Annotated in this window: 25 protein-coding genes; 14 read left to right on the forward strand and 11 right to left on the reverse strand. The window is 72.4% G+C overall.

Annotated features, from left to right (window positions below; genetic code table 11):
* Positions 1 to 7: 7 nt before the first annotated feature.
* Positions 8 to 1,315 (forward strand): RICIN domain-containing protein, encoded by a 1,308-nt coding sequence (locus AB0F61_RS24245; protein ID WP_357813530.1) that lies wholly within the window; start codon positions 8 to 10, stop codon positions 1,313 to 1,315.
* A gap of 64 nt (positions 1,316 to 1,379) precedes the next feature.
* A complete protein-coding gene (locus AB0F61_RS24250) occupies positions 1,380 to 1,928 on the forward strand; it encodes a hypothetical protein (RefSeq protein WP_357813533.1) in 549 nt (182 codons plus the stop codon).
* A gap of 147 nt (positions 1,929 to 2,075) precedes the next feature.
* Here the strand turns inward: AB0F61_RS24250 and AB0F61_RS24255 are convergent, their stop codons facing one another.
* A complete protein-coding gene (locus tag AB0F61_RS24255) occupies positions 2,076 to 3,479 on the reverse strand; it encodes a glycosyltransferase family 39 protein (protein WP_357813536.1) in 1,404 nt (467 codons plus the stop codon).
* Positions 3,480 to 3,829: 350 nt separating this feature from the next.
* Between AB0F61_RS24255 and AB0F61_RS24260 the strand changes: the two genes are divergently transcribed.
* From AB0F61_RS24260 to AB0F61_RS24270, 3 genes are all read left to right on the forward strand, one after another.
* The gene (locus AB0F61_RS24260; protein WP_357813539.1) at positions 3,830 to 5,827 is read left to right on the forward strand and encodes a translation factor GTPase family protein; all 1,998 of its coding nucleotides are present in this window, start codon (positions 3,830 to 3,832) and stop codon (positions 5,825 to 5,827) included.
* 85 nt (positions 5,828 to 5,912) lie between these two features.
* Positions 5,913 to 6,038: a hypothetical protein gene (locus AB0F61_RS24265; RefSeq protein ID WP_357813542.1), complete on the forward strand. Its 126-nt coding sequence runs from the start codon at positions 5,913 to 5,915 to the stop codon at positions 6,036 to 6,038.
* Positions 6,039 to 6,164: 126 nt separating this feature from the next.
* The gene (locus AB0F61_RS24270; RefSeq protein ID WP_357813544.1) at positions 6,165 to 7,364 is read left to right on the forward strand and encodes an RtcB family protein; all 1,200 of its coding nucleotides are present in this window, start codon (positions 6,165 to 6,167) and stop codon (positions 7,362 to 7,364) included.
* A 41-nt stretch (positions 7,365 to 7,405) separates the two neighbouring features.
* On the opposite strand, the gene AB0F61_RS24275 is transcribed toward AB0F61_RS24270, so the two are convergent.
* The 6 genes from AB0F61_RS24275 to AB0F61_RS24300 all read right to left on the reverse strand — a co-directional run bounded on the left by AB0F61_RS24275 (position 7,406) and on the right by AB0F61_RS24300 (position 13,653).
* Complete coding sequence (locus tag AB0F61_RS24275; RefSeq protein ID WP_357813548.1) at positions 7,406 to 8,197, reverse strand: maleylpyruvate isomerase family mycothiol-dependent enzyme; 792 nt, start codon at positions 8,195 to 8,197, stop codon at positions 7,406 to 7,408.
* A gap of 109 nt (positions 8,198 to 8,306) precedes the next feature.
* Positions 8,307 to 9,800: an MFS transporter gene (locus AB0F61_RS24280; protein ID WP_357813551.1), complete on the reverse strand. Its 1,494-nt coding sequence runs from the start codon at positions 9,798 to 9,800 to the stop codon at positions 8,307 to 8,309.
* Positions 9,801 to 9,833: 33 nt separating this feature from the next.
* Positions 9,834 to 10,463 (reverse strand): TetR/AcrR family transcriptional regulator, encoded by a 630-nt coding sequence (locus tag AB0F61_RS24285; protein WP_357813554.1) that lies wholly within the window; start codon positions 10,461 to 10,463, stop codon positions 9,834 to 9,836.
* Between the two features lie 141 nt (positions 10,464 to 10,604).
* Complete coding sequence (locus tag AB0F61_RS24290; protein WP_357813557.1) at positions 10,605 to 11,513, reverse strand: Gmad2 immunoglobulin-like domain-containing protein; 909 nt, start codon at positions 11,511 to 11,513, stop codon at positions 10,605 to 10,607.
* Positions 11,510 to 12,958: a HAMP domain-containing sensor histidine kinase gene (locus tag AB0F61_RS24295; protein WP_357813560.1), complete on the reverse strand. Its 1,449-nt coding sequence runs from the start codon at positions 12,956 to 12,958 to the stop codon at positions 11,510 to 11,512. The genes AB0F61_RS24290 and AB0F61_RS24295 overlap by 4 nt, the downstream gene beginning before the upstream one ends.
* 14 nt (positions 12,959 to 12,972) lie before the next feature.
* Positions 12,973 to 13,653 carry a response regulator transcription factor gene (locus AB0F61_RS24300; protein WP_357813563.1) on the reverse strand — a complete coding sequence of 227 codons (681 nt, stop codon included), beginning with the start codon at positions 13,651 to 13,653 and terminating at the stop codon, positions 12,973 to 12,975.
* Positions 13,654 to 13,819: 166 nt separating this feature from the next.
* Between AB0F61_RS24300 and AB0F61_RS24305 the strand changes: the two genes are divergently transcribed.
* The 5 genes from AB0F61_RS24305 (at position 13,820) to AB0F61_RS24325 (ending at position 16,995) form a co-directional block, all read left to right on the forward strand.
* Positions 13,820 to 14,146 (forward strand): L-rhamnose mutarotase, encoded by a 327-nt coding sequence (locus AB0F61_RS24305; protein ID WP_357813566.1) that lies wholly within the window; start codon positions 13,820 to 13,822, stop codon positions 14,144 to 14,146.
* Positions 14,147 to 14,393: 247 nt separating this feature from the next.
* Positions 14,394 to 14,807: a DUF6069 family protein gene (locus AB0F61_RS24310; protein WP_357813569.1), complete on the forward strand. Its 414-nt coding sequence runs from the start codon at positions 14,394 to 14,396 to the stop codon at positions 14,805 to 14,807.
* Between the two features lie 39 nt (positions 14,808 to 14,846).
* Positions 14,847 to 15,200: a YciI family protein gene (locus AB0F61_RS24315; RefSeq protein ID WP_357813572.1), complete on the forward strand. Its 354-nt coding sequence runs from the start codon at positions 14,847 to 14,849 to the stop codon at positions 15,198 to 15,200.
* 20 nt (positions 15,201 to 15,220) lie between these two features.
* Positions 15,221 to 16,420 carry an RNA polymerase sigma factor gene (locus tag AB0F61_RS24320; RefSeq protein WP_357813574.1) on the forward strand — a complete coding sequence of 400 codons (1,200 nt, stop codon included), beginning with the start codon at positions 15,221 to 15,223 and terminating at the stop codon, positions 16,418 to 16,420.
* Entirely contained in the window at positions 16,417 to 16,995 is a 579-nt protein-coding gene (locus tag AB0F61_RS24325) for a dihydrofolate reductase family protein (RefSeq protein ID WP_357813576.1), read from the forward strand. Before AB0F61_RS24320 ends, AB0F61_RS24325 begins: the two co-directional genes overlap by 4 nt.
* Before the next feature lie 27 nt (positions 16,996 to 17,022).
* Here the strand turns inward: AB0F61_RS24325 and AB0F61_RS24330 are convergent, their stop codons facing one another.
* Positions 17,023 to 17,586, reverse strand: coding sequence for a hypothetical protein (locus AB0F61_RS24330; protein WP_357813579.1), 564 nt, complete (start codon positions 17,584 to 17,586; stop codon positions 17,023 to 17,025).
* Between the two features lie 232 nt (positions 17,587 to 17,818).
* Here AB0F61_RS24330 and AB0F61_RS24335 point away from each other — a divergent pair, with 232 nt between their 5' ends.
* Positions 17,819 to 18,472 (forward strand): hypothetical protein, encoded by a 654-nt coding sequence (locus AB0F61_RS24335; protein WP_357813582.1) that lies wholly within the window; start codon positions 17,819 to 17,821, stop codon positions 18,470 to 18,472.
* An 18-nt stretch (positions 18,473 to 18,490) separates the two neighbouring features.
* Here AB0F61_RS24335 and AB0F61_RS24340 read toward each other — a convergent pair whose 3' ends face one another.
* The gene (locus AB0F61_RS24340; RefSeq protein WP_357813584.1) at positions 18,491 to 19,324 is read right to left on the reverse strand and encodes a DUF3152 domain-containing protein; all 834 of its coding nucleotides are present in this window, start codon (positions 19,322 to 19,324) and stop codon (positions 18,491 to 18,493) included.
* A gap of 138 nt (positions 19,325 to 19,462) precedes the next feature.
* On the opposite strand from AB0F61_RS24340, the gene AB0F61_RS24345 reads away from it, so the two are divergent.
* Positions 19,463 to 19,963, forward strand: coding sequence for a SigE family RNA polymerase sigma factor (locus AB0F61_RS24345; protein WP_357813586.1), 501 nt, complete (start codon positions 19,463 to 19,465; stop codon positions 19,961 to 19,963).
* On the forward strand, positions 19,960 to 20,715 hold the full coding sequence (locus AB0F61_RS24350) for a hypothetical protein (protein WP_357813589.1): 756 nt from the start codon (positions 19,960 to 19,962) through the stop codon (positions 20,713 to 20,715). The genes AB0F61_RS24345 and AB0F61_RS24350 overlap by 4 nt, the downstream gene beginning before the upstream one ends.
* A 40-nt stretch (positions 20,716 to 20,755) precedes the next feature.
* Here the strand turns inward: AB0F61_RS24350 and AB0F61_RS24355 are convergent, their stop codons facing one another.
* Positions 20,756 to 23,521 (reverse strand): ATP-binding protein, encoded by a 2,766-nt coding sequence (locus AB0F61_RS24355; protein WP_357813591.1) that lies wholly within the window; start codon positions 23,519 to 23,521, stop codon positions 20,756 to 20,758.
* A gap of 203 nt (positions 23,522 to 23,724) precedes the next feature.
* Between AB0F61_RS24355 and AB0F61_RS24360 the strand changes: the two genes are divergently transcribed.
* Complete coding sequence (locus AB0F61_RS24360) at positions 23,725 to 25,176, forward strand: M28 family peptidase (RefSeq protein ID WP_357813594.1); 1,452 nt, start codon at positions 23,725 to 23,727, stop codon at positions 25,174 to 25,176.
* 60 nt (positions 25,177 to 25,236) lie between these two features.
* Here the strand turns inward: AB0F61_RS24360 and AB0F61_RS24365 are convergent, their stop codons facing one another.
* Positions 25,237 to 25,935: an SDR family oxidoreductase gene (locus AB0F61_RS24365; RefSeq protein WP_357813596.1), complete on the reverse strand. Its 699-nt coding sequence runs from the start codon at positions 25,933 to 25,935 to the stop codon at positions 25,237 to 25,239.
* Positions 25,936 to 25,945 lie beyond the last annotated feature (10 nt).

The following is a 25,945-nucleotide window of genomic DNA, read 5'->3' on the forward strand; positions in this document are numbered from 1 at the left end:
CGATCAGGTGATCACAGAACTCTCCTCCCGTACCAGACGAATCCTGTCGTTGCTCGTCGCCCTCGTGGTCGCGTTGACCGCAGGCCTCACGGTCAACGCCTCGCGTTCCGCGCAGGCGGCGCCGACGTTCAAGGTCCTGGCCTTCTACAACGGCACCTGGGACGCCGCGCACATCGACTTCGTCAAGGACGCCCGCGCCTGGTTCCCGCAGGCCGCCGCCCAGTACGGCTTCTCCTGGGAGTCCACGAACAACTGGAGTCTGCTGAACACCGCCAACCTGGCCCAGTACAAGGTCATCATGTTCCTGGACGACGCACCGCCCACCGCGCAGCGCGCCGCGTTCCAGCAGTACATGCAGAACGGCGGGGCGTGGCTGGGCTTCCACGTCAGCGCGTGGACCGACAACCCGTCGAGCTGGAGCTGGTACTACAACACCTTCCTCGGCACCGGCTCGTTCCAGACCAACACCTGGGGGCCGACCCGGGTCACCATGCGCGCCGACAACCGCACCCACCCGGCCACCCGGAACCTCCCGGCGACGTTCCCGTCGTCGATCAGCGAGTGGTACTCCTGGAGCAACGACCTGCGGCAGAACCCCAACATCGACATCCTCGCCTCGATCGACGCGTCCAGCTTCCCGGTCGGCACCGACCCCAACCAGTCCTGGTACGGCGGGTACTACCCGCTGGTGTGGAGCAACCGGCAGTACAAGATGCTCTACGCCAACTTCGGCCACAACGCCATGAACTACAGCACCAACACCGGGCTGTCGTCGACGTTCGACAGCGCGCAGCAGAACCAGCTACTGATCGACGGACTGCACTGGCTCGCCGGCGCCGGCACCGTCCCCCCGACCACGCCTCCGCCGACCGACGGCATCTCGCCGACCGCCTGGCACACCGCTGTCAACCGGGCCAGCGGAAAGTGCGTGGACGCCCGCGCCGCCGCCAGCGCGAACGGCACCGCCATCCAGCAGTACGCCTGCAACAGCAGCGCGGCGCAGCAGTACCAGTTCGCGCCGACCAGCGGCGGTTACCTGCGGGTCAACAACCGCACCAACAGCGCGCAGGTGCTCGACGTGACCGACCGGTCGACAGCCGACTCGGCGCCGATCCAGCTCTGGTCCTACAGCGGCGGCAACAACCAGCAGTGGCGTGCCGAATCGGAGGGCGGTGGCTACTACCGCCTGGTCAACCGGCTCAGCGGCAAGTGCCTCGACGTGCCGGGAGCGTCCACCGCGGACAGCGTCCAACTCATCCAGTACACCTGCAACGGCACCGCGGCGCAGTCGTTCCGGCTGGTGCCGCAACCCTGAGGGGGAAGTCCACTCCCTCGCCGGAGGGAGGTGCCGCTCACGCCCGTTTCCTAGCGTGAGCGGCATGACTTCAGGCGATCAGCTAGCTGTGGCATGGCGGCGTGCCCACGCCCCCGTGGCGGGAGTGCCCCGATGGGCCCGAATCGCCGCCTACGCCATCCCGTTCACCGTGCTGCCGTCGGGCCTCTGGCGGCTTCCGGTCGCGTTCCGCGACGGCATCGGGTTCGACGGGCGGGTGTACATCGTCTGCCTCTCGATCGTGGCGGAGCTGATCGCGTTCACCGCCGTCGGGCTCGTCGCCGGCTGGGGAGAGCGGTTCCCGCGCTGGGTTCCCGGGCTGGGTGGCCGCCGGGTGCCGACGCCGGCCGCCCTCATTCCCGCGACGCTCGGCGCGACGGTCCTGACCGTCCTGTGGACCAGCGCCTTCGCCCGGATATTCGCCGGGGTCACCATGGCCGGTACGCCGCTCCCGGCGGACTTTCCCACCCAGCGCGGCGCCTGGGAGGCCGCCATCTTCTACGCCTGCTACCTGCCGCTGCTGCTGTGGGGACCACTGCTCGCCGTGGTGGCCTACGCCTATCACCGGCGACGCCGGGGCAGCTACGACACCTGAGCGGCCCGACCGAACCGGGCGGCGATGGCACCTACGACGGCGCGCGGCGCTGTGGAACCGCCCCACCCGCTGGGCAGCTCCACAGCGCCGCGAGGGTGACATCCGCCCTGTTCAGGCCCCGGCGAACGCGCCCGCGAGCCGGGGACCTCACGTCGTGCGCTCCAGGAGGGTGATGCTCAGCAGCGGGTACCGCCAGCGCTGCGCCTCCCGGTAGCCGGCGCTGATCCGGTCCCGCTTGCCGGGCGCCATGTCCGACAGCGGGTCGGCCGAGGGGTCGGCCCCGACGACCCAGATGCGCGGTGGTGTGCCGAGGCAGGTGGCGTCCGGGCACTCCGTTGCCAGGAACCTGCCGTCGCTGCGCTGCGGGGCGACGCGCAGCACGTCCGGGGGGCGTGGGGCGGGCAGGTAGCGCTCGTAGATGTCCCGTGGTGACCAGGGGATGCTCGGGTGGCTGTCCGGGAACACCACGACGTCGCCGGGTCGGTAGCGGGAACCGATGACCGACGCGATGCGGTACGAGTCCTGGCTGTGACCGGCGTGGGCGCGAATGGTGACGTGTGCGGGAAGGGCCAGGACGGCCGCCAGGCTGACCGCGCCGATTGCCGACGACCGTCCGACGCGGACCAGGGCGGACGCGGCGAGGACGGCCAGCGCCGGCAGCACGACAAGCACGTAGCGGGCCACCCAGACGTGCAGCTGGGTGCCGGCGAGCAACAGCAGTGCCATCGGGACGAACGCCGCGCCGGCCAGGCAGACGTACGCCGGGGCACGCCGTACACCGAGAACCGCGAGGACGAGAACGAGCCCGCCGACGGCCGCGGAGTGGAAGAGCCGCTCCGGGAACGCCTGCAGGGCGGTCAGGTTGACAAGCGCGATCCAGGACACCTGCTCGGTCTGCCCCCAACCCCAGACGGACAGCGCGAGCGCCGGCAGCGCCCCCACGCCGGCCGCCGTCACCCACCGCCGTACGGTCGGCCAGCCGTCGGCTCGGCGGGGGAGCTGGCACCAGCCGACCGCGACGGCGTGACCCGCGAGCATCAGCAGACCGTTGAGCGGATGCAGCAGCCCCACGACGCCGACGGCGGCGGCGTACCCGGCGAGGTGACGGCGCGCGGGCTCCGCCAGCAGCCGGATCAGGCACCACACGGCGACAGCGGCACCGAGGATCACCAGGGCGTAGGACCGGGCTTCCTGGGCGTAGCGCGACGTCACCGGCAGGATCGCGAAGAGCAGCCCCGCCAGCAGGCCGGTCCCGGCGCCGCCGAGTCGACGCCCGAGCGCGGTCACCACCACCGTGGCGACGGCGCAGGCGACGACCGAGGGCAGCCGCAACGCGGCCGTGGACGTGCCGGCCACCGCGGTGTACACCTTCATCAGGGCGTAGTAGGGGGTCAGGACCGCGTCCACCGAACCGGCGAGTTGCCACAGCTGCGACCAGCTCAACCGGACCGCGCCCCAGGTGGCCAGCTCGTCGGCCCACAGCGCCGGGCCGGTCAGCCGCCACCGGCCCAGCACCACCGCGACAAGCGCGGGGACCACCCAACTCGCCACCGACCAGCCGGACCGGGTGTCGCTCGGTTCCCGATCCGCGCCCGACCGAGGCAGGTCCGGCGGGGTGGCGACGGTGCCGGCGTGGTGCGACGGCCGGGTGGCGGTGATGGTGGTTCTCCCTGAACAGGGGCGGAAGTGCCCGCGCGAACCTAGCCGCGGCAGGTGAGCACACGGCGTCGCGGAGCCGGACAGCAGGTGAACGGCAGCGCGCCGGGTAAATCGGTTGCCCGACCCGCGACGGCCTGCTGAACTGCCCGAAACCGCCACCAACAGTCAGGGAGCACCAATGCGCGCTGCGTCGATGTCCAACCAGAAGGGATCTGTCGCCTACCTGAAGGACCTGACGCTGCGTGAAAACCCTGAACCTCGGCATCCTGGCTCACGTCGATGCCGGTAAGACCAGCCTGACCGAACGGCTGTTGCACGACGTTGGCGTGACCGACCGGCTCGGCAGTGTCGACGAGGGCAGCACCCGCACGGACTCCCTGGCCCTGGAGCGGCAACGCGGGATCACCATCCGCTCGGCTGTCGTCTCCTTCGTGCTGGACGACGTGACAGTCAACCTGATCGACACGCCCGGCCACCCGGACTTCATCGCCGAGGTCGAGCGGGTGCTCGGTGTGCTCGACGGCGCAGTGCTGGTGATCTCCGCGGTGGAGGGGATACAGCCGCAGACCCGGGTGCTGATGCGGACCCTGCGCCGGCTGCGCATCCCGACGCTGATCTTCGTCAACAAGGTCGACCGGGCCGGGGCGGACCCCGAGCGGGTCGTGCGGGCCGTCGCGGAGAAGCTCGCTCCGGCAGTGGTGGCGATGGGCTCGGTGGCGATGCCGGGGACTCGTGGCGCCCACTGCTCGCCGTACGGCCCCGCCGACGTGGCCTTCACCGACCGGCTGCTCGACGTGCTCGCGGAGCAGGACGACGGGCTGCTCGCCGACTGGGTGGCGGACACGTCCGCGGTGCCGTACTCGCGACTGCGCCGTGCGCTGGCGACGCGGACCGGCTCGGCGCTGGTACAGCCCGTGTACGCCGGCTCGGCGATCACCGGCGCCGGCGTGGACGCGCTGATCGCCGGAATCACCGAACTGCTGCCGACCGCCCAGGGTGACGTCGACGCCCCGGTCTCCGGCACCGTGTTCGCCATCGAGCGGGGCCCGGCGGGGGAGCGCATCGCCCTGGTGCGGCTCTTCGCCGGCACGATCCGGGTCCGCGACCGGGTCCGCGTCGGCGCGACCGACGCCGCGCTGGTCACGGCCATACGTGTCGCCACCATGGGCGCCGACGTGGTGGCGTCGTCGGTCGGTGCCGGCCACATCGCCCGACTGTGGGGTTTGACGGACGCGCGGATCGGCGACCCGGTCGGCGTACCCCCGCGACGTGCCGGCGCGGACCGCCACTTCGCGCCACCCACGCTGGAGACGGTGGTGGTGCCGGAGCGCCCCGTCGACCGGGTCGCGCTACACGCGGCGCTGAGCCAGCTCGCCGAGCAGGACCCGCTGATCAACCTGCGGCAGGACGACCGGCAACACGAGATCAGCGTGTCGCTCTACGGCGAGGTGCAGAAGGAGGTCATCCAGGCCACCCTGGCCGACGACTTCGGCGTGCGGGTGACGTTCCGCGAGACCAGCGTGGTGCACGTGGAGCGGGTGTGCGGCGTCGGCGGGGCGGTCGAGGTGATCGCCGTGGCGCCCAACCCCTTCCTGGCCACCGTCGGGCTGCGGATCGCGCCGGCGCCGACCGGCGCCGGGGTGAGTTTCCACCTCGGCGTCGAGCTGGGTTCGATGCCACCGGCCTTCTTCGCCGCCGTGGAGGAGTCGGTGCGCCGGACCCTGCGCCAGGGTCTGCGCGGGTGGGAGGTCCCCGACTGCGAGGTGACGATGACCCACGCCGGCTACTGGGCGCGGCAGAGCCATTCCCACGGCAGCTTCGACAAGAGCATGTCCAGCACGGCAGGGGATTTCCGCAGTCTCACTCCGTTGGTGCTGATGGCCGCGCTCACCCGGGCCGGCACCCGGGTCCACGAGCCGGTGCACCGCTTCCGGCTGGAGGTGCCCGGTGACGTCCTCGGCACGCTGCTGCCCGCGCTCACCCGACTGGACGCGGTGCCGACCGACACCATCGGGCGGGGCACGTCGTACCTGGTGCGGGGCGAGATCCCGGCGGGCCTGGTGCACGAGCTGGAGCGTCGTCTGCCCGCGCTGACCCGGGGTGAGGGCGTGTTGGAGACCGAGTTCGACAGGTACCGCCCGGTGTCTGGTCCCGCCCCCACCCGGGCCCGCTGGGACCACAACCCGTTGGATCGCAAGGAGTATCTGCTGGCGGTCGCCCGCCGGGTCGGCGGTCAGTGACGGCGATATCCATTGCGGACGCGCGGGGATCCTCCTACTGTCGTCGACGCAAGGTCAACCGAGCACACCCCGGAGGGAGTACGCCGTGCCACGACGCATCCGCACCGATGCTGCCTGGCGTCTGCTCCCTGCCGGCGCGGCTCTGCTCGGCACCACCAAAACCTGTGTGTATCGGGCGCTGCGGCGCAACGAGCCGGGGTGGCGCGACTGACGCGACGCTGACGCGTCCGCCGGCCGCCCATCCCACCGGGATCGGGCGGCCGTTTCGTATCCGCCCACCGCCGCTGGCGACCAAATCTGATCAATGACGGTCACCGCACGACATAAGGAGCCCACTATGGGATTCACCCCTCTCGCCGGCACCCGGGCACCGGTCCGGGTCTGGACCGACCCGTACGCCATCGAGCCGCAGGCCGCCAAGCAACTGCGCAACATCGGCGCGCTGCCCTGGGTGCAGGGCGTCGCCGTCATGCCCGACGTGCACTTCGGCAAGGGCGCCACGGTCGGCTCGGTGATCGCGATGCGGCAGGCCGTCTCACCGGCGGCGGTCGGCGTCGACATCGGCTGCGGAATGTCGGCGGTGCGCACCTCGCTGACCGCCACGGACCTGCCGGACGACCTGGCCGGGCTGCGCTCGGCGATCGAGGCCACCATCCCGGTCGGCTTCGCCCAGCGGCAGGAGGCGGTCAACCCGCGCCGGGTCCGTGGCCTGGAGCAGGCTGGCTGGGACGACTTCTGGAGTCGGTTCGCCAGCCTGGACCGGCGGGTGGCGCAGCTGGAGACCCGGGCACAGCGGCAGCTCGGGACGCTCGGCGGCGGCAACCACTTCATCGAGGTCTGCCTGGAGCAGGGCGGCGCCGACGAGGGCCGGGTGTGGCTGATGCTGCACTCCGGGTCGCGCAACATCGGCAAGGAGCTGGCCGAGCGGCACATCGGGGTGGCCCGAGGGCTGCCGCACAACGCCGACCTGCCCGACCGGGACCTGGCGGTGTTCCTCGCCGGCACGCCGGAGATGGACGCCTACCGGCGGGACCTGTGGTGGGCGCAGGAGTACGCGCGGCGCAACCGGGCCGTCATGCTGGCCCTGCTCTGCGGTGTGGTGCGCGAACACTTCCCGCAGGTCGGCTACGACGAGCCGATCTCCTGTCACCACAACTACGTCGCCGAGGAGAGCTACGACGGGATGGACGTGCTCGTCACCCGCAAGGGCGCGATCCGGGCCGGCCGGGGCGACCTGGGCATCATCCCCGGCTCGATGGGCACCGGGTCGTACATCGTGCGGGGCCGGGGTAACCCGGACGCGTACTGCTCGGCCTCGCACGGGGCCGGGCGGCGGATGTCGCGGGCGCAGGCCAAGCGGACGTTCAGCACGGAGGACCTGGCCACCCAGACCGCCGGGGTGGAGTGCCGCAAGGACGCCGGGGTGGTCGACGAGATCCCCGGCGCGTACAAGGACATCACCGAGGTGATGGCCCAGCAGGAGGACCTGGTCGAGGTGGTCGCGCACCTCAAGCAGGTGGTCTGCGTGAAGGGTTGAGAGGCCGCGCGGGTCGGGTCACCGGCCCGCGCGGCACCGTCTCAGAAGCCGACGAAGACCCGGCGCAGGTCGTCGAGGGTCACCGGGCCGGTCACCCGTACCCCGTCCGGGGTGTGCTGGGGGCCCAGCCGTCCGGTGGCCAGCCGCAGCCACGCCTCCGCGGGGGCGGTGAACTCGCCGTCGGGCTGCTCCGGCGCGTCGACGACCTCGACCTTCTCGCCCAGCCGCAGCCCGAACGTCCGCTCGGGCGCGTGCAGTCGGACCGCCAGGGTGGCCTCCCGCCCGGCCAGCTCCTGCGGTCGGCTGGTCCAGGCCAGCATGCCGCCGATCTGGTCGAGCAGCAGCGCCACCGCCCCCGGCGTCACCGCCGCGAACGGGTTGAACGCCACCTCGGTGTCCCACTGGTGCAGGGCGAACTCGCTGAGTCGGAACCGGGCCGCGGTGGCCACGTCGACCGGCTCCGGCAGGAAGCCGAGGTCGATCCGCAGCGTGGCCCGGGTCTCGGCGTCCAACGCCTCGTACGCCTCGACCAGCCGTTCGTTGGCGGCGAGGAACCCGGCGGCGTGCTCGGCCGGGGACATCGCGTCCCACCGCGCCCAGACGCCACGGTTGAAGTCCCCGTCCGGGCCGGGCGCGCCGGTGCGGGCGGCGGTGAGCGTCGCCAGGTTGATCTCGGCGCCGCTGCCCAGGTGGCTCAGCACCTGGGACACCTGCCACTCGCTGGCCCCCGACGGCCGGAGCAGGTCGTCTTCCTTGAGGTCCCGGACGAGCGCGGCAAGTTCCTCGTGGCCCGCGCGTAGAGCCGTGATGATCTGGTCAGCAGGGGTCGACATGGATCTCCTCAAACGGACTTTCGACGATGGTCGGGACGTTACCGGAGATGGCCGCCGGCCGGCCCACCCCACGCTCGGGATGATCCGGCCGACGGCCGCGTCGATCAGCTCAGCCCATGTGCACGGTGCCGCCGGTCGGGACGTCCTCCTTGCGCACCTTCACCAGGACCAGGGTGGCCAGGCCGGCGAGCACGATCAGCGCCGCGCCCCAGGCGAACGCCACCCGGTAACCGTGCACGAGCGCCTCGACCTGGGTGACCGGGTTCGGCGCCCGGCCGACCAGGTAGGCGGCGACCGCGCTGGTGTAGAAGGTGTTCAGCAGCGCGGTGCCCAGCGAGCCACCGATCTGCTGGGTGGCGTTGAGCGTCGCGCTTGCCGCGCCGGCGTCGTGCTCCGGCACCCCGACCAGGGCGAGGCTGGACAGCGGGACGAAGGTGAAGCCCAGCCCCAGGCCCAGGATGACCTGGGCGGGCAGCAGGTGGGTGAGGAACGAGGTGTCCGCGTCGATCTGGGTCAGCACCAGCATGCCCAGGGCGGCGAGCACGGCACCGGCGACCATCAGCGGCTTGGCACCCAGTCGCGGCATCAGCTGGCTGGCGCCACCCGCGGCGATGAGCACACCGACGGTGACCGGCAGCGACGCGAGACCCGCCTCCAGGGGCTTGTACTGCAGGACCACCTGGAAGTAGAAGGTCAGGAAGAGGAACGCCCCGAACAGGCCGGCGCCGACCAGCGTCGAGGTGAGGAACGCCCCGCCCCGGTTGCGGTCCAGCACGATCCGCAGCGGCAGCAGCGGGTGGCTGGAGCGCAGCTCGATCACCACGAAGGCGGCGAGCAGCACCACGCCCGCGGCGATGAAACCGAGCGTCGCGGTGGCGTCCCAGCCGTCCTCGGCGGCCTTGGTGAAGCCGTACACCAGGGAGACCAGGCCGGCGGTCACCACGATCGCGCCCGGCACGTCGTAGCGGGTGTTGCCGTGCGCCCGGCTCTCCGGCACCAGTGGGAGCGCGAACGCGATGGCGATGGCGGCGACCGGGATGTTGACGAGCAGGCACCAGCGCCAGTCGGCGTACTCGGTGAGCACCCCGCCGAGCAGCAGACCGACCGCCGACCCGCCGCCGGCGATCGCGCCGTACACCGCGAACGCCTTGGCCCGCTCGGTGGCCTCGGTGAACAGCACGGTGAGCAGCGCCAGCGCGGCCGGGGCGAGCAGCGCGCCGAAGGCGCCCTGCAACGCGCGGGCGGCGAAGAGCATCCCACCGGTGGTGGCCAGGCCGCCCAGCGCGGAGGCGAGCGCGAAGCCGGTCATGCCGACGATGAACGTGCGCTTGCGGCCCCAGTAGTCGGCGATCCGGCCGCCCAGCAGCAGCAGCCCGCCGAAGGCCAGCGTGTAGGCGGTGATCACCCACTGTCGGTTCGCGTCGGTGATGCCCAGGTCGACCTGCGCCTGCGGCAGTGCGATGTTCACGATGGTGGCGTCCAGGACGACCATCAGCTGCGAGACCGCGATGACCGCCAGCGCGATCCAGCGCCGCGGGTGCGGCGCGCTTGTCGACGTCCCGGCGCCGGGTGCGCCAGGTGCGGTCGAGGTGGTTCCGGGCATGGTGAAGCCTTCCGTGTTGCGGATGTCGGTGAGTCAGGCCTGAGACGGGCGGTCGGGCTGGTAGCGGAGTACCGGGATCAGCACCTGGTCGACGACCTGGGTGAGGAACGCGTCATCGGCGGGTAGGCCGTGCGCGACGATGCGGGACAAGGTGAGCGCCGGCGCGAGGTCGTGGAACAGCTCCCGTTCGCCGGCCTCCGGCGGGATCTCCCCGCGGGCGGCGGCACGCACCAGGATGGCGGTGCTGGCCACCCGCCCGGCCGGCAGCACCTGGTGGCGCACCAGGCGTTCCAACTCGGGGTTGGTCCGCATGGCGAAGGTCAGCGCCTGCATCAGGTCGCAATCGGCCACGCAGATCGCGGCAGTGGCGCGCAGTAGCTCGACCAGGTCACCGCGCAGGCTGCCGGTGTCGGGCGGGTTGTGCACACCCACGTGCCGGTCGCGCAGGGCGGCGACGACCAGTTCGGCCTTGCCGTCCCAGCGCCGGTAGATGGTGGCCTTGCTGACGTGGGCACGGGCGGCGACGCCGTCGATGGTCATCCGGTCGAAGCCGACCTCGCGCAGCAGGTCGATGACCACGGCGAACAGGTCGCTGTCGGTGCACCGGGGGACCCGGGCCGCCGGGACCCCGGCACCCGCTCCCACCTGCTGACCACCAAGCATCCCCGTAACCCCCCCCGCGAAACGATGTCGTACCGACACTAGTTCCGGAATGGTGAAGGTGCAGGGTTTCGTGAGTTGCGTCGCACCGCGTAGGCGAAACGATTACGTTTCCGTCAGGGGTCCGGCGGGTGAACCTGGTGGTCAGCCGACGGGTGCCAGGACCACCGGCACGGCCATCGTGTTGATCCGGGTGCCGTCGCGGGCGGACACCTCGTACACCTCGACGGTGCCCTGCTGCTCCCGGACGGTGCGCCAGGCGACCACCACCCGGTACCCGCCCCGGCAGCCGCTGCCGCAACCGGCAGTGCCGAACCCGGCGGCCACCTCCCGGCCGGCCGCGTCCAGCACGCGGACGCTCACCGTGGCCTCGAACACGTCGGCGGTACCGGTGACGACGAGCGGGGCCGAGACGCGGTCACCCGGGGCCGGGCCGCTGACCACGATCGGCGGCAGCAGGTCCGCGTAGTCCGTCCGGTCCACGGCTGCGGCGCCGTCGACGCGGACCTGCCGCACGGTGGGGAACTGGGTGAGCGTCCAGACCACCTGCGCCTCGCGCAGCCGCCGGGTGGCCGGGCCGCCGGCGGACGGCACCCGCAGCGTCGCCACGCCGTCGACGATGTGGGTGACCTCGACGCCGGCCGGAAGCAGGGTGCTCATCCCGGTGGCGGCCTCGGCCGGGCTCGGCCCGGCGGCCAGTTCGGTAAGGGCCAGCCGGGACGTCGCGACAGTGGCCGGCCGGGTGCGCCGGGTCGGCACGAGCAGCCCGGCGCGGACGAACCACAGCTCGACCGCCACGGTGTCCCGGGCGGTGGCGCTGGCCGGCGCGGGCGGGGGTGTCGTGGCCGCCGGTGGTGGTTCCGTCGGCGGATCCGGATCCGGGCGTTTGGTCGGTGCGGCACTCGGCGGTGCGCCGCTCGACCCGGTGGCGCTCGACGGCGCGGCGGTGGGCGCCGGACCGAGCACGCCGGAGCGCGGGGCGCCGCAACCGCCGATCAGCAACACGGCGACGAGCACCGGCGCGGTCACCCCGGCGGCACCGTGCCGGCTCATCGCGCGCCGTCCGCCGCCGTCGCGGCCCCGGTCTGCCGCCGCACGCCGTCGTCGCGCTGCGGCTCGACCCGGGCGGACGCCGGCAGCTCCAACCGGAAACAGGTGCCGGAGTCAGACCCGCTGCGAACGCTCAGCACCCCGCCGAGCAGCGCCGTGTGCTCCCACGCGATGGCCAGCCCGAGGCCACTGCCCGGCGCGGAGCGGGACGGGTCGACCTTGTGGAACCTGTCGAACACCCGGGACAGGTGCGCCGCCGGGATGCCCGGCCCGTGGTCGCTGACCTCGAAGACGACAAACGGCCCCGAACCGCTCACCGAGGCCCGGATCTCTCCGCCGCCGTGCTCGATCGCATTGCTGACCAGGTTGGCCAGCACCCGCTCCAGCCGACGTGGGTCGGTGCGCAGCGCGACCGGATCTCCGTCGACAAGCACCCGGTCCGACCAGCCGCGGGTGGCGACGATCCCGCCCAGCAGCGCCAACGCGTCGACCGGCCCGACGGCCAACTGCTCCCGCCCGGCGTCCAACCGGGAGATCTCCATCAGGTCCTCGACCAGCCGGCGCAGCCGGACCACGTCGCCGACCAGCAACCGGGCGGCCGGCCGGGCCTCGTCGGGCACCTGGTCGAGGTGCTCGCGTAGCAGCGACGCAGCGGCCACCAGTGCGGTCACCGGGGTACGCAGCTCGTGCGCGACGTCGGCGGTGAACCGCCGCTCGCGGGCCTGCGCGGCCGACAGCGCGTCGATCTTCGACTCCAGGGCCGCGGCCATCTCGTTGAACGACGCGGCCCAGGCGCTGAACTCGTCGCGCCCGCGGACCGGCAGGCGGGTGGCGAGCAGGCCCTCGGTGAGCGCCTGGGCGGCCCGACTGGCTCGACCCACCGGCTCCAACGTACGCCGGGCCAGCGCGTGACCCACCCCGGCCGCGAGCAGCACCACGAGGACCCAGCCAGCCAGCAGCGCGGTGCGAAGCTGGCCCAGGTCGGCGGCGACGTCGTCCTCCACGGTGAGCACGTACAGCTCGGCGGTCGAGCCGGGAATCCGGCCGCCGACCACCAGCAGCCGAGGGCGTTGCGTCGGCGCGCCGCGCTGGTAGCCGAGCTGCCCGCCCGCGACGGTGGCCCGCAACCGGGTGCCCAGCACCGGGGCGTACGCGGGGTGCGAGGCGCGGGGCGTGCCGTCGACGAGCACCACGTGCCGACCGCTGGCCTCGAAGCTGGTGAGCAGTTCCGTGCGGCGCTGCTCGGTCAGCGGGACGAACTGCCCGGCGAGGACGAGCTGGTAGCGGGCGTCGGCGGCCGCCTCGTGCAGGGACGCGTCCCACCAGGACTGTCGCAGCAGCAGCCCGGTCCCACCGGCGAGCAGCCCCGCCGATACCCCGGCGACCAGGACGAACGCGATGGTCAGCCGGCGCCGCAGGCGGCCCGGGGTCACCGCGCGTCCGGCCATCGCAGTCCCTCCCGTCAGCCCGTGGACAACTTGTAGCCGGCACCGCGCACGGTCCGGACCAGCCGTGGCTGCGCGGGGTCGTCCTCGATCTTGGCGCGCAGCCGCTGCACCGCCACGTCGACAAGTCGGGAGTCGCCGAGGAAGCCGTGGTTCCAGACCAGGTCCAGCAGCAGCTCCCGGGTGAAGACCTGACCCGGTCGGCGGGCCAGCTCCAGCAACAGGCGGAACTCGGTGGTGGTCAGCGCCACCTCCCGACCGTGCCGACGGACCACGAAGCCGCCCGGGTCGATCTCCAGGCCGCCGACCTCGATGACGCTCGACGCGACCGGCGCGCTCACCCGGCGCAGCACCGAGCGGACCCGGGCCACCAACTCGGGCAGGTCGAAGGGCTTGCGCAGGTAGTCGTCCGCGCCGCACTCCAACCCGACCACCACGTCGATCGTGTCGGTGCGTGCGGTCAGCATCAGGATCGGCACCTGGCTGGTGCGCCGGATCTCCCGACAGACCTCCAGGCCGTCCAGGCCGGGCAGCATGACGTCGAGCACGATCAGGTCGACCGGGTGGGCTCGCCACGCCGCGAGGGCGTGCCGCCCGTCGACGGCGGTGTCGACCCGGAAGCCGGCGCGGCGCAGACCGAGGGCGGTGACCTCCCGGATGGAGGCGTCGTCCTCGACCACCAGCACGCGGCCCTCCATCACCCGAGGGTAGACCCGGGGCCACGGTGCGTAGTCCTGGCAGAACGGTCGACATCGGCGGCCGGCTGGCCCCCTTCCCGGCACCGTCCAACCGCTACGGTCAGGTGCCTTCGGCACCCCTGAACCAGCTCACACGAAAGGGCACGACGTGAAACGTCATGGCTGCGTGATCCGACTCCGCCCGGAGCAGCGGGAGACCTACCTGCGGTTACACGCCGCCGTCTGGCCGAGCGTCGAGAAGACGCTGCGCGAGGCGAACTTCCGCAACTACACCATCTTCCTGCACGACGACCTGCTCTTCGGCTACTACGAGTACGTCGGCGACGACTATGAGGCCGACTTACGGCTGATCGCCGCGGACCCGCAGACGCAGGAGTGGTGGAAGCTGACCGATCCGTGTCAGGAGTCGATCGCCGAGCCCGGCTCGGGGGACTGGTGGGCCCCGATGCGCGAGGTCTGGCACCTGGCCGACGAGGCACCTGACCGAGCCTAGATCCGGGCGGTGAACGGGCCTTCCGTCCGATCGCCAACCAGCGCGGAGACAGCCCGGCGTACGGGTCCGGTCACGGTGCCGGACGCCGGGTTTCTTCGGCTGGCGCGTCCCGCGACTGCCTGGTCTGACGCCGGAGTCGAAAATCTTCGACAAAATGTGGGCGTGCCTGTCGATTGGGGTCGGTTCAGTTCGTAGCCCTGGTGAGAGCCCGGCACCGCGACGGGCCACACACCCGATGGAGGGCACGATGACCACCACAGCGACCACCACCCCCGCCGGCACGTCGACAATCGGCGCGCTGATCCGTACCGGGGCCGTCGCCACGGTCGCCGCGAGCGCCGCCACCATGGCCGTCGCCGCCGTCGGCCACGCGGCGGGAATCAGCCTCGACGTGGCCGACGCGCCGATTCCGGTGTCGGGGTTCGGCGTGCTGACCGCCACCTTCTCGCTGGTCGGGGTGCTCCTCGCCGCGCTGCTGTCCCGTTTCGCCGGGCGTCCGCGGCGCACGTTCGTCCGCACCACGGTGGCGCTGACGGTCCTGTCGCTGGTGCCGGACGTCATCGTCGACGCCGGGGCCGGCACCAGGGCGCTGCTGATGCTCACCCACCTGGTCGCGGCCACGATCGTGATCCCCGCTCTCGCGCGCCGCCTGGCCGCCTGAACTGCCGTCATCTCAGCATCGAAGCGTTGGAGGACCGTCATGAAGCAGTACCTGCTGTCCGTGCACTCCGTCGAGGGCGCGCCGGAACCGTCCGACGAGGAGACGCAGACCATGTTCGCCGAGACCGACCGGATCAACGACGAGATGCAGGCAGCGGGCGCCTGGGTCTTCGGCGGAGGACTCCGCTCGCCGGACAGCGCCACCGTCGTCCGGATCGAGAACGGCGCCACCACCATGAGCGATGGACCGTTCGTCGAGACGAAGGAGCACATCGCCGGGTTCTGGGTCATCAGGTGCGCCGACCTGGACCAGGCGCTCGCCTGGGCCGAGAAGTGCGCGGCGGCCTGCGGCCCGATCGAGGTGCGCCCCTTCGACGACCTGTCCCAGGGCTGACCGCGATCCGGTACGCCGAGATGGACCTGGCGAGCATCTACCGCGCGGAGTACGGCCGCTGCGTGGCCACCCTGGCCCGCCTCCTGGGTGACATCAACCTCGCCGAGGAGGCGGTCCAGGACGCCTTCACCACGGCGTTGCAGAAGTGGCAGACCCCGCCGCCGAACCCCGGTGCCTGGATCGTCACCACCGCCCGCAACCGGGCCGTCGACCGCCTCCGCCGCGAGTCGACCCGCGAGGCGCGGCACGCCCAGGCTCTGCTGCTGCACCACCAGGACGAGCCCCGAGAGGTGGGACCTGTGAAAGACGACCAGTTGCGACTCATCTTCACCTGCTGCCACCCGGCGCTCGGTCCCGAAGCGCGGACGGCCCTCACGCTCCGCCTGCTCGGCGGCCTCGAAGTGCCGGAGATCGCCCGGGCCTACCTGATCCAGGAGTCGACAGTCGCGCAGCGGATCGTGCGTGCGAAGAAGAAGATCCGGGACGCCGGCATTCCCTACCGGGTACCCGCCGAACACGAGCTGCCGGACCGACTGCCCTACGTGCTCACCGTGCTCTACCTGATGTTCAACGAGGGCTACGCGTCCACCGCCGGACCGCTCATCAGAACGGACCTGTGCGCCGAGGCGATCCGGCTCGCCCGCGAGCTTGCCGCGTTGATGCCCGACGAGCCCGAGGCGCTTGGCCTGCTCGCCCTGCTGCTGCTGACCGAGGCGCGCCGGCCGGCCCGGCTCGACCCGTCCGGCGAGCTGGTGCTGCTGGCCGACCAGGACCGGTCACTGTGGAACCGGGCCCTCATCACCGAGGGGCACGACCTGGTCCGGCGTTGCCTGCGGCGCAACCAGCCGGGCCCGTACCAGATCCAGGCCGCGATCGGCGCGGTGCACACCGACGGCGCCGCCACCGACTGGCCGCAGGTCCTGGCACTGTACGACCAGCTCCTCGTGCTCACACCGAGCCCGGTCGTCGCGCTCAACCGTGCGGTCGCCGTCGCCGAGGTGTACGGCCCGGCGCAGGCCCTCGCCGGGTTGGCGGATCTCGACCTCCCGGGCTACCACCGGCTGCCGGCCACCCGCGCCGAACTGCTGGTCCGGCTCGGCCGCGACGAGGAGGCCCGAGCCGCCTACGACCAGGCCATGGCACTTGCCACAAACGAGACCGAGCGGGCCCATCTGCGGGCCCGTCGTACCGAACTCACCAGTGAACGGAGCACATCATGACCGCCACCTACACCGTCGACGTCTTCTCCAGCCTTGACGGCTTCGGCACCTCCAGCGGCAACTGGGGCGGCTACTGGGGTAAGCAGGGCCCCGAGCTGCTCGCGCACCGCCTTGCCGTCTACGACGACGAGCAGCGCATGGTCTTCGGGGCCCGCACGTACCGGGTGTTCGCGCAGTTGCTGGCGGCCAGTACCGAGGAGTCCGGGATCCTCGACGCCTGGGTCACCCGGATGAGGAGCCTCCCGGCGACGGTGGTGTCGAACACCCTGCGAGGCCCTCTCGACTGGCCGGACGCGACAGTCGTACCCGGTGACGCCGTGGACGTCGTCGCCCGGCTCAAGGAGGAGTCCGACGTGCCCCTGCGATCGCACGGCAGCCTGTCGATGAACCGGGCGCTGATGGCCGCCGGTCTGGTCGACCGCGTCCAGGTGACGATCTTCCCGGTGCTCACCGGTCAGACCGGCACGGAGCCGATCTTCTCGGGGGCGGCCGACTTCGACCTGGAGCTGATCGAGAGCCGGACGCTCGACGGTCGCTCCCAGGAACTCGTCTACCGCCCCACCCTGCACGTCTGAGTCGCGCCGGCAACCGTCGGGGTCCGATCACCACTGGTGGGCCACGTCGAGCACGATCCGGCTGTGGTTGCCCGGTCCGGCCAGCACGAACGTGCGGAACGGCAACCGCGCCCGGACGCCGACGGCGAAGGTGCTGTAGCCCTCGAAGCTGCCGCCGAAGACGACGTCGCGCAGGGTCGGGTAACGCAGCAGGTTCGCGACGTGTTCGCCGACCGCGTACGGCACGGTGCCCTGGTGGGCGTCGTCGTACGCCGGTGCCCGCAGCGAGACCCGCAGCAGCGCGCCTCCGGCGGTGTACGGCGACAGCGCCAGCCCCTCACCCTCGGTCCAGGTCTCGCCGTAGCCGACGGCGTAACCGTCGACCGGGCCGGCGAACTCGAACACCACCCGGTCGTAGCAGTCGTGTCGGCCGGTGCGGACGTCGACCAACGGTGCACTGCTGAGCGCGCCGGCCGACTTCTCCGAGCTGCCCCAGGTGGTGCCGCAGGACGCCGACCCGGTCGTGGTGCCGGCCGCGGCGCTGGCGCCCGCGCCGACGACCAGTCCGGCGAGGACGACCACCAGTGCTGTCAGTGCGCTTCTGATCCTCATCGTGGTTCTCCGTTCGAGAGTCGGGGTCACGGGGCGGCGGAGTTGCCGGTGACCCTCTGCCGTCACCGTCGTCCTGCCTCGGCACTGGCACTTCGCCGTGGCGTAACCGCTGAGTAACAGCCATCGGGTAAGCCCGTATGACGCTCCGCCGCTGTCCGGGTGCCGGCGGTACCCCACGCGATCCCACCATGCGGTACGGTGCGGGACGTATCGACATATCGGAGGTGGATTGATGCCTGCCGTCGTCGTCCTCGCGCTGACCCTCGCCCTCGCGCCCGCGCCGACCCCGTCGACCACCTCGGGGCCGGTCGCTGATCTCCTCGGTGGCGTCGGCCGGATCGTCGACGACCTCCTCGACCTAGGCGGCACGCCGAGCGCGCCGCCAACCGCGACCCCCACGCCGACCTCCACCCCGAGGTCGCCAGCGGTCCCCGACCAGGCCAACCCGGCGCGGCCCACCGCGGCTCCCACCCCGGCCGGGCCGTCGGCCGCGGTCCGCGCCCCGGGCGCTCCGGTGGCCTCCGCTCGCCCCGCCGGTGGCGAGACCACGGGCTCCCGTGCGACAGCCGTGCCCCGCCGAGACGGTCCGGCTCCCGCTCCGGTTGCCCCGCCGACGCTCGCCAACCCGGCCTTCGACGGCTGGCCGCCGGTGTCCTACCTCCTGGTCCTGGCCGTCCTGGTGGTGCTGGCGCTGCTGCTCCTGCGCCGCCGCCGGCCCGCCGCCGTGCCTGCTCAGGACCCCGTTCCGGGGCCGGCTCCCGCTCCGGGGCCGGATCCCGGCCCTCTGCCGGACAATGTCAGCCGGTTGCCGACCAGCCTCAACGCCGTCTACGAGCTGGGCCGGCTGGACGAGCGGCTCGCCCGCGAGCGCGGTCGCCCCACCTGAGGCACGGCCCCGGGCTCACTACGCCGGGTACGCGCCCTCGCGCCGCGGGATGTCGTCGTCGTACGCCCCGACCGGCCCGCTGTAGCGGTCGGTGCCCGTCGGGTACGGCCAGGCGTTCGCGGTGCAGCCGTGCAGGCCCAACGTCTGCTGCTGCATCACCGGCGCCGGCCGGCCCCGCCTGGGGCACCGCTCGTGACCGAACCCCAGTTTGTGCCCCACCTCGTGGTTGACCATGTACTCCCGGTAGGTGGCGAGACTCGCGCCGTAGCCGGGCACCCCCTTCACCCAGCGCGCCACGTTGAGCACCACCCGGCCACCGTTGCGGCACGAGGTGTAGGCGTCGGGCACGTCCTGGCAGAGCGTGTCGCGGGTGCCGGGGGTCGCCAGGTAGATGGTGAAGTCGGTCGGATCGCCGGCGCCCACCCGACGCAGCCGCCACGTCCCGCCGGCCGTCCAGCCGCGGGGGTCGTTCAACGTCGCGGAGATCGCCGTCGCGATGTCGCCCACCGGCAGACCCCGGATGTCGCGTTCCACGGCGATCCGGTAGCGCAGCAACCGACCGCCGGGCGCGCCTGTGGGTGCCGCCTCGGCGGGTGCCGTCGTCCAACGGTTGCCGCCGGTGGCGGGGTAGGTGACGTCGACGACGGGCGCGGAACTGGGCGGCACACCGGCGACTCCGGTCGGCCGACCGGAGGCGGTGACCGCGGCCGGCCCGGCGGGCGGCTGCCCGGCGGCGACGGGATCGGTGCCGGTCCGCCCGGCGGCCGGCAGCCCACACCCGGTGAGCAGCGCCACCACCAGCGGTAACGCCACTGAGGCGGTACGCCACCGGCGGGTAACCTTCGTCGGCATGTCTCTCCCCTCGGGCGCCGATCGGCGGCGGCGCGGAGGAGAAGACGGGTGACCACTGGGAAAAGTTGAGGCGATTTCGGCTCAACCTTTTCGTGGCCTCGCCCGTCCCTAGCGGTGTGGCACGGGGGAGGGTTCAGGGTGGCGCGGGGTGACGCGGAGTTCGTCGAGTTCGCGAGAGCGGCGTCCGCGCGTCTGGTGCATGCCGCGTTCCTCATGACCGGCGACCACCACCAGGCCGAGGACGCCGCGCAGACCGCCCTGGCCCGCACCTATGCGTCCTGGTCGCGGGTCCACGACGACGACGCCTACGGGTACGCCCGCCGCACCCTGGTCAACCACCTGGTCGACGGGTGGCGACGACCGATACGGGAGTACCCGACCGACGAGGTGCCGGAGCAGCGGCACGGCGACGTGGCCGACGAGGTGACCACCCGGCGCTGGTTGATCACCATCCTCGGCGCGCTGAGCCCTCGTGAGCGAGCCATCGTCGTGCTGCGCTACTACTTCGACCTTCCGGAGGCGCAGGTGGCCAGGGAACTCGCCGTATCCGTGGGCACGGTCAAGAGCACCAGCTCGCGAGCCTTGGAGAAGCTGCGCACCGCCGCGCCGCGGACGGCTGACACGGAGGCGCGCCGATGAGCGAGTGGGAACAGCTCCGCGACGCCATGCGGGCGACCGAGCGCCCCGAGACCATGCTCGACCTGGACCTGGTCATGCGCGAGGGGCGGCGGCTACGGATCCGTCGGCGGGTTGCCGGAGCGGGGGCGGCGACGCTCGCGGTCGGGCTGGCCGCCGTCGTCGCGGTGGGGGTCGTCGCCCGGCCGGGCGATCCGCCCGCACCCGAGCGCCCACCGCAGGTCGCCGTCGCTCCGCCATCGGTCGCCGTCTCGCCGACGGTCCCCGACCCGGTGGCGGCCACGCCACCGCCGACGGTGGCCCGCGACGTGCCGCCCCCGAAGCCGCTGGGCCAGGTGATCGACAGTGGGGTGCGACACGGCACCGACCGGCGGGTGTACTACGTCGTCGGGGTGTCCGTGCCCGGTGCGCCGAAGGTGACGACCGGGCTGGCCGCCGGTCGCCAGGCTCCGGACGGCGCACTGACCACCGACATCCTGGTCAACGACGTCGAGGGGTCCGACCGCAGGCCGGGGTTCCACGAGATCGGCTACGACGAGCGCTCCTCGACCGCGCCGGTGCCGACCTTCGGTTACTTCGTCGGCCCCGCCCAGCGGATCATCGGCACTGTCGACGGCCGGCAGGTCGACGCCCGGCTGGCCCGGTGGAGTCTCGACAAGCAGGTGGTGGTGTTCTGGTTCGAGCCGACCCAGTTGGCCCCGGGGGAACGGCTCGACGGCATCATCGCCCGCGACGCCAGCGGCCGCCGACTCTGACGCACCACCTGGTCGCTCAGGCCGGGCCGGTAAACGTTGCTCAGGCCGGGTCGGTCAGCCGGCGCTCGATGGTCACCGTGGTCCCCTCGGCGGTCGAGACCAGCCGCACGTCGCCGTAGGCGTTCATCAGCAACGCGCCGCGTCCCCGGTCCATCGCCGGCCGGCGGTCCCGCCAGGTGCCGAAGTCCCGCACCGAGATCCGGATCAGCCCGCCGCCCATCTGAAGCCGGACCCGCACCTCCGGACGGCTGGGCCGCTGCGCGTGCTCGACCGCGTTGTTCATCGCCTCGGACGCGGCGAGCTGGAGGTCCTCCAACACGTCCGGGTCGACGTCGAGGTCGCCGAGCGTCAGCCGGACGTCCCGACGCATGGCCGCGGCCGAGGTGGGTGCCGACGGGTAGGTCCACCCGACGTCCAGGAGGTCGCCCAGCCGGCTCCGGTCGGTCGGGGCCTGCGTCAGCACCGGCGCGTCCCGCCCGGGCGCGACGGCCGGGGGCGGCGCGACGGTGGTGACCGGCTCGGGCCGCGCCGGCTCGGCAGTCGGTGCGGTGGCGTCGCCGGTCGGGCGGCTGCGGGCCCGCCGAATGCCGGCCCGGACCCGGGCGATCAGCTCCGCCGCGGCGAACGGCTTCACCAGGTAGTCGTCCGCGCCCAGGTTCAGGCCCTCCACGCTGGCCTGCCCGCCGGCCCGGGCGGAGAGCACAAGCACCGGCAGGGCCCGGGTCGCCGGGTCCGCGCGTAGCCGGCGGACCAGGTCGAAACCGTCGAGCACCGGCATCATCACGTCGGTGAGGACCAGGTCCGGCGGTTCGCGGTGGACCTCGTCGAGAGCCTGCCGGCCGTCGGTGACGGCCCGCACCCGCCAGCCCTGCCCGGTGAGCAGCCGGCTGAGGTACGCCCGCATGTCGGCGTTGTCGTCGGCGATGAGGATCCGTGCGCCGGCCAGCTCGTCCACGGCCGGACCGGACACGTCGTCGGGCACTGTCGGGTCGCCGCCCGGCTCGGTGAGCCAGCCCATCGCCTCCTCGACAGTGGCGCGGGCCGCGTCGCCCCGTCCGGCCGGCGACGGCCCGGTCCCCGCCGTGCGGCCCGCCGCCGACCAGGGCAGCGCCACGGTGAACGTGCTGCCGACACCCACGCTGCTCGTCACCCGGACCGTGCCACCCTCCAGTCGGGCCAACTCGTACGCCAGGGCCAGGCCGATGCCCGTACCCTCGTGGCTGCGGGCGCGGGCCCCCCGGACCCGGTGGAAGCGTTCGAAGAGTTTCGGCAGGTCCGCTTCGGCGATGCCGATGCCGGTGTCCGCGACGGTGAGGCGGACCTCCTCGTCGTCGGCTTCCAGGGCCACCCGGATACGGCCGATGAACGTGTACTTCAAGGCGTTGGACAGCAGGTTCGTGACGATGCGTTCCCAGTTGACCGGGTCGACCGCCACCGGCCGGGGCAGCGGCGGGCAGGCCACCTCGAGAGTGAGCCCGGCCCGCTCGACGGCGGACCGGAACACGCCGGCGAGTTCGGTCGTGAGCGCCGCCAGATCGACCACACGGGCGTCGCTGCGGGCCCGCCCGGCCTCCAGGCTGGAGAAGGTGAGCAGGCTGTTGACCAGGGTCAACAGTCGGGTGGCGTTACGCCAGGAGGTTTCCACCCGGTCCCGCTGCACGGCCGGCAGCGGCGCGCTGGCGTCGGTGAGGGCGTCGGTGAGCGGGCCGAGGATCAGGGTCAGGGGGGTGCGGAACTCGTGGCTGACGTTGGCGAAGAAGTCGGTCTTCACCCGGTCCAGTTCGGCGAGCGCCTCGACCCGGCGCCGCTCCTGCTCGTACTCCTGCGCGTTGCGCAGCGCCACGGCGATCTGCTGGGCCAGGAGTTGGTAGAAGGATCGGTACGCCTCGTCCAGCCCTCGGCTGGGGCTGACCCCGGCCAGCAGGACGCCGAGCGGCTGATCCTCGCCGCCCGCGGGCAGCGGCAGCGCCAGCGCGGTCCGGACCGGGTCGCCCCACGGGCCGCCGGGCAGTGACAGCCGGTCGGCGGCGTCGGGCACCGCGGTCGGTCGGCCCCGCGCCGCGTCCGCCAGCCCCCACGCGTCCGCGACCGGGCCGGGCTCGGCCAGCTCGACGCTGTCCGGCAGGGCGCGCGCGTACCCCTGGTCACCGCCGGTGCAGGCGACGCGCCGCAGCATCGTGCCGTCCCGCAGGTAGATGGCGGTGAACGGCACGTCCAGCGGGTGGTTCTCGATCGCGTCGGTCAGCCGGGCGCTGGTGGCGTGTACGTCGACGGTGCGTCCGTCGCCGAGAACGGACAGGTCACGCAGCAGTCGCAGCCGGCGTTCGCCGACCACCTGCTCGGTGACCTCGCTGCACACGGTGAGGATGCCGACGGTGCGGCCGTCGTCGTCGCGGACCGGGGCGTGCGAGACGCTGAAGTACGCCTCCTCGCGGTAGCCGGCCCGCTCCAGCAGCAGCCGCAGGGCGGGAACCCAGCTCGCGACTCCGGTCGCCGTGGCCTGCTCGATGAGCGGGGCGAGGACGTCCCAGCCCTCGGCGAGGGTCACCCGGACGTCGTCGCCGAGCGCGGCCGGGTGTTTGTCGCCGATCAGCGCGGAGTACGCGTCGTTGTAGAGCTGGGAGAAGCTCTCCCCCCAGAGCAGCAGCATGGGGTACCGGGACGAGAGCACCATGCGGACCGCGTCGCGCAGGCTCTGCGGCCAGCCGGTCACCGGCCCGAGTGGGGTGCGGGCCCAGTTCAGCTCTGCCATCAGCCGGCCGGTGTCACCTCCGCCGGTGAACAGGTCGGTGCCGGGTCCTGTCACGCTTGATCCGGCCCCATCGCAAGCCCCCGTTCCGGGCCCAACGACCCCTGCTGGCGTTACCTACCCATCCTGGCACCTCTACTCACCTGTGCCGCCGCCGGTACCTACCGTCGAAGCGGTGGCGGTTCGGGACGAACGACCGATGCTCTCCACATCGACATCTGTAAGTGTCTCGGGTATCTCTCCAACCCCGAGGAGCTCCCATGAGAGGCAGAACGCTGAGCGCGGGTGTCGCGCTCGCCGTGTTCGCCGGGATGACGGTGACGCTGGCCGCCCAGCCGGTGACCGCGTCGCCCACCACCACCGCGACAGTGGCCCGGCCGATCGCCGCGTCCGCCGCCGCGTTGGCCGCACCGGACATCTCCGTCACCAACGTCCAGGCCCACCTGGCCCAGTTCAACTCCATCGCCAGCAGCAACGGTGGCAACCGGCGGGCCGGCTCGGCCGGCTACACCGCCTCACTCAACTACGTCAAGACCAGGTTGCAGTCGGCCGGCTACACCGTCACCGAGCAGTACTGCTCCACCTGCACGTACCCCTCGAACAACCTGATCGCGGAGTGGCCGGGTGGCCCGACCGACCAGGTGGTCATGTTCGGCGCGCACCTGGACGGCGTCTCGGCCGGACCGGGCATCAACGACAACGCCAGCGGCTCGGCGACCCTGCTGGAGAACGCGCTGGTCCTGGCCGCGCAGAACCCGACAATGACGAAGAAGGTGCGGTTCGCCTGGTGGACCGACGAGGAGCAGGGGCTCAACGGCTCCCGGTTCTACGTCAACTCGCTCACCGCCACCCAGCGCGGATACGTCAAGGGCTACTACAACTTCGACATGGTCGGCTCCATCAACGGCGGCTACTTCATCAACCGGGTCACCTCGACCACGGCGGCGCCGCTGAAGGCGTACTGGGACTCGTTGGGTCTGTCGCCGGAGGAGAACGTCGAGGGCCAGGGTCGCTCGGACGACTACTACTTCCAGCAGGCCGGCATCCCCACCTCCGGCTACGCGGCCGGCGCCAGCGCCCGCAAGACCAGCTCCCAGGCGGCCAAGTGGGGCGGCACGGCCAACTCCGCGTACGACCCGTGCTACCACCGGGCCTGCGACACCACCGCCAACGTCAGCGCCACAGTGCTGAACCGGGCGGCCGACGGTGTCGCGTACGCGCTGTGGCAGCTCGCCGTCGGCGGCGGCACCCCGAGCTGCGCCGGCGGTCAGGTGGTCGGAAACGGCGGGTTCGAGAACGGCAGCACGCCGTGGACCGCGTCCTCCGGCGTGATCACCAACGCCAGCGGCCAGCCGCCCCGGACCGGGTCGTACAAGGCGTGGCTCAACGGGTACGGCAGCATTCGCACCGAGAACCTGGCGCAGTCGGTGACCCTGCCGGCCGGCTGCTCCAGCTACACGCTGTCGTTCTGGTTGCACATCGACACCGCCGAGACCACCGGTTCCACGGCGTACGACCGGCTCACCGTGCAGGTGGGTTCGACCACGCTGGCGACGTACTCGAATCTCAACGCCGCCGCCGGCTACGTCCAGCGCAGCCTCAACGTGGCCGGGTTCGCCGGGCAGACGGTGACGCTGCGGTTCACCGGCAGCGAGGACTCGTCGTTGCAGACCAGCTTCGTGCTCGACGATGTGACGTTGCTGGCGAGCTGACCGGGTAGCCGACAAGGGGCCGCCACCGGTTCTCCCGGTGGCGGCCCGTCGCGGCGTGGGTCAGGGGAGCTGTGGGTAGAGCGCGGCGACGCCACCGGCCAGCCCGGCCTGCACCTGGCGGCTGAGGTCGTCGGCGAGGATCTCGTACGCGTCGGCCTCGATGCCGTCCACGCCGATCCGGGCGATCGCCGCCGGGTCGGACTTCGGGCCGGTGATGTCGGCGGCCATGTCGGTGTCCAGGTAGCCGACGTGCAGGCCGGAGACCCGGACGCCCCGGTCGGCGAGTTGGACGCGCAGCACGTTGGTCATCGCCCACTCGGCGGACTTGGCGGCGCTGTAGGCCGCGTGGGTCGGGGAGCCGAACCAGGACAGCACGGAGAGCACGTTGAGGATGGTTCCGCCGCCGTTGCCGGCGATGACCGGCGCGAACGCCCGGATGGTCGACAGGGTGCCGATGTAGTGGGTCTCCAGCTCCAGCCGGACGAGGTCCAGGTCGCCGTCGAGGAGGTCGGTCCGGGTGTCGATGCCGGCGTTGTTGATCAGCAGGTTGACGCCGCCGGCCAGCTTGGCGGCGGCGGCCACCGAGGCGGGGTCGGTGATGTCGAGGCGGACCGGCGTCACACCGGGCAGGTCGACGGTGTCGGGGTTGCGGGCGCCGGCGTAGACGGTGGCGCCCCGGGCGAGGAGTTCGGCGGCCAGGTGTCGGCCGAGGCCACGGTTGGCGCCGGTGACGAGGGCGGTGCTTCCAGCGATCTTCATGGCGGTGACG

Origin of the sequence: Micromonospora sp. NPDC023888 (assembly GCF_040639415.1) — a bacterium.
Taxonomy (GTDB): domain Bacteria; phylum Actinomycetota; class Actinomycetes; order Mycobacteriales; family Micromonosporaceae; genus Micromonospora.

Coding starts and splice junctions, on each gene's coding strand:
- AB0F61_RS24300 (WP_357813563.1), bottom strand. CDS start 13,653: ATGGAGGGCCGCGTGCTGGTGGTCGAGGACGACGCCTCCATCCGGGAG.
- AB0F61_RS24320 (WP_357813574.1), top strand. CDS start 15,221: ATGGACCTGGCGAGCATCTACCGCGCGGAGTACGGCCGCTGCGTGGCC.
- AB0F61_RS24340 (WP_357813584.1), bottom strand. CDS start 19,324: ATGCCGACGAAGGTTACCCGCCGGTGGCGTACCGCCTCAGTGGCGTTA.
- AB0F61_RS24285 (WP_357813554.1), bottom strand. CDS start 10,463: ATGCTTGGTGGTCAGCAGGTGGGAGCGGGTGCCGGGGTCCCGGCGGCC.
- AB0F61_RS24295 (WP_357813560.1), bottom strand. CDS start 12,958: ATGGCCGGACGCGCGGTGACCCCGGGCCGCCTGCGGCGCCGGCTGACC.
- AB0F61_RS24365 (WP_357813596.1), bottom strand. CDS start 25,935: ATGAAGATCGCTGGAAGCACCGCCCTCGTCACCGGCGCCAACCGTGGC.
- AB0F61_RS24250 (WP_357813533.1), top strand. CDS start 1,380: ATGACTTCAGGCGATCAGCTAGCTGTGGCATGGCGGCGTGCCCACGCC.
- AB0F61_RS24275 (WP_357813548.1), bottom strand. CDS start 8,197: ATGTCGACCCCTGCTGACCAGATCATCACGGCTCTACGCGCGGGCCAC.
- AB0F61_RS24270 (WP_357813544.1), top strand. CDS start 6,165: ATGGGATTCACCCCTCTCGCCGGCACCCGGGCACCGGTCCGGGTCTGG.
- AB0F61_RS24290 (WP_357813557.1), bottom strand. CDS start 11,513: ATGAGCCGGCACGGTGCCGCCGGGGTGACCGCGCCGGTGCTCGTCGCC.
- AB0F61_RS24280 (WP_357813551.1), bottom strand. CDS start 9,800: ATGCCCGGAACCACCTCGACCGCACCTGGCGCACCCGGCGCCGGGACG.
- AB0F61_RS24325 (WP_357813576.1), top strand. CDS start 16,417: ATGACCGCCACCTACACCGTCGACGTCTTCTCCAGCCTTGACGGCTTC.
- AB0F61_RS24335 (WP_357813582.1), top strand. CDS start 17,819: ATGCCTGCCGTCGTCGTCCTCGCGCTGACCCTCGCCCTCGCGCCCGCG.
- AB0F61_RS24330 (WP_357813579.1), bottom strand. CDS start 17,586: ATGAGGATCAGAAGCGCACTGACAGCACTGGTGGTCGTCCTCGCCGGA.
- AB0F61_RS24350 (WP_357813589.1), top strand. CDS start 19,960: ATGAGCGAGTGGGAACAGCTCCGCGACGCCATGCGGGCGACCGAGCGC.
- AB0F61_RS24310 (WP_357813569.1), top strand. CDS start 14,394: ATGACCACCACAGCGACCACCACCCCCGCCGGCACGTCGACAATCGGC.
- AB0F61_RS24360 (WP_357813594.1), top strand. CDS start 23,725: ATGAGAGGCAGAACGCTGAGCGCGGGTGTCGCGCTCGCCGTGTTCGCC.
- AB0F61_RS24315 (WP_357813572.1), top strand. CDS start 14,847: ATGAAGCAGTACCTGCTGTCCGTGCACTCCGTCGAGGGCGCGCCGGAA.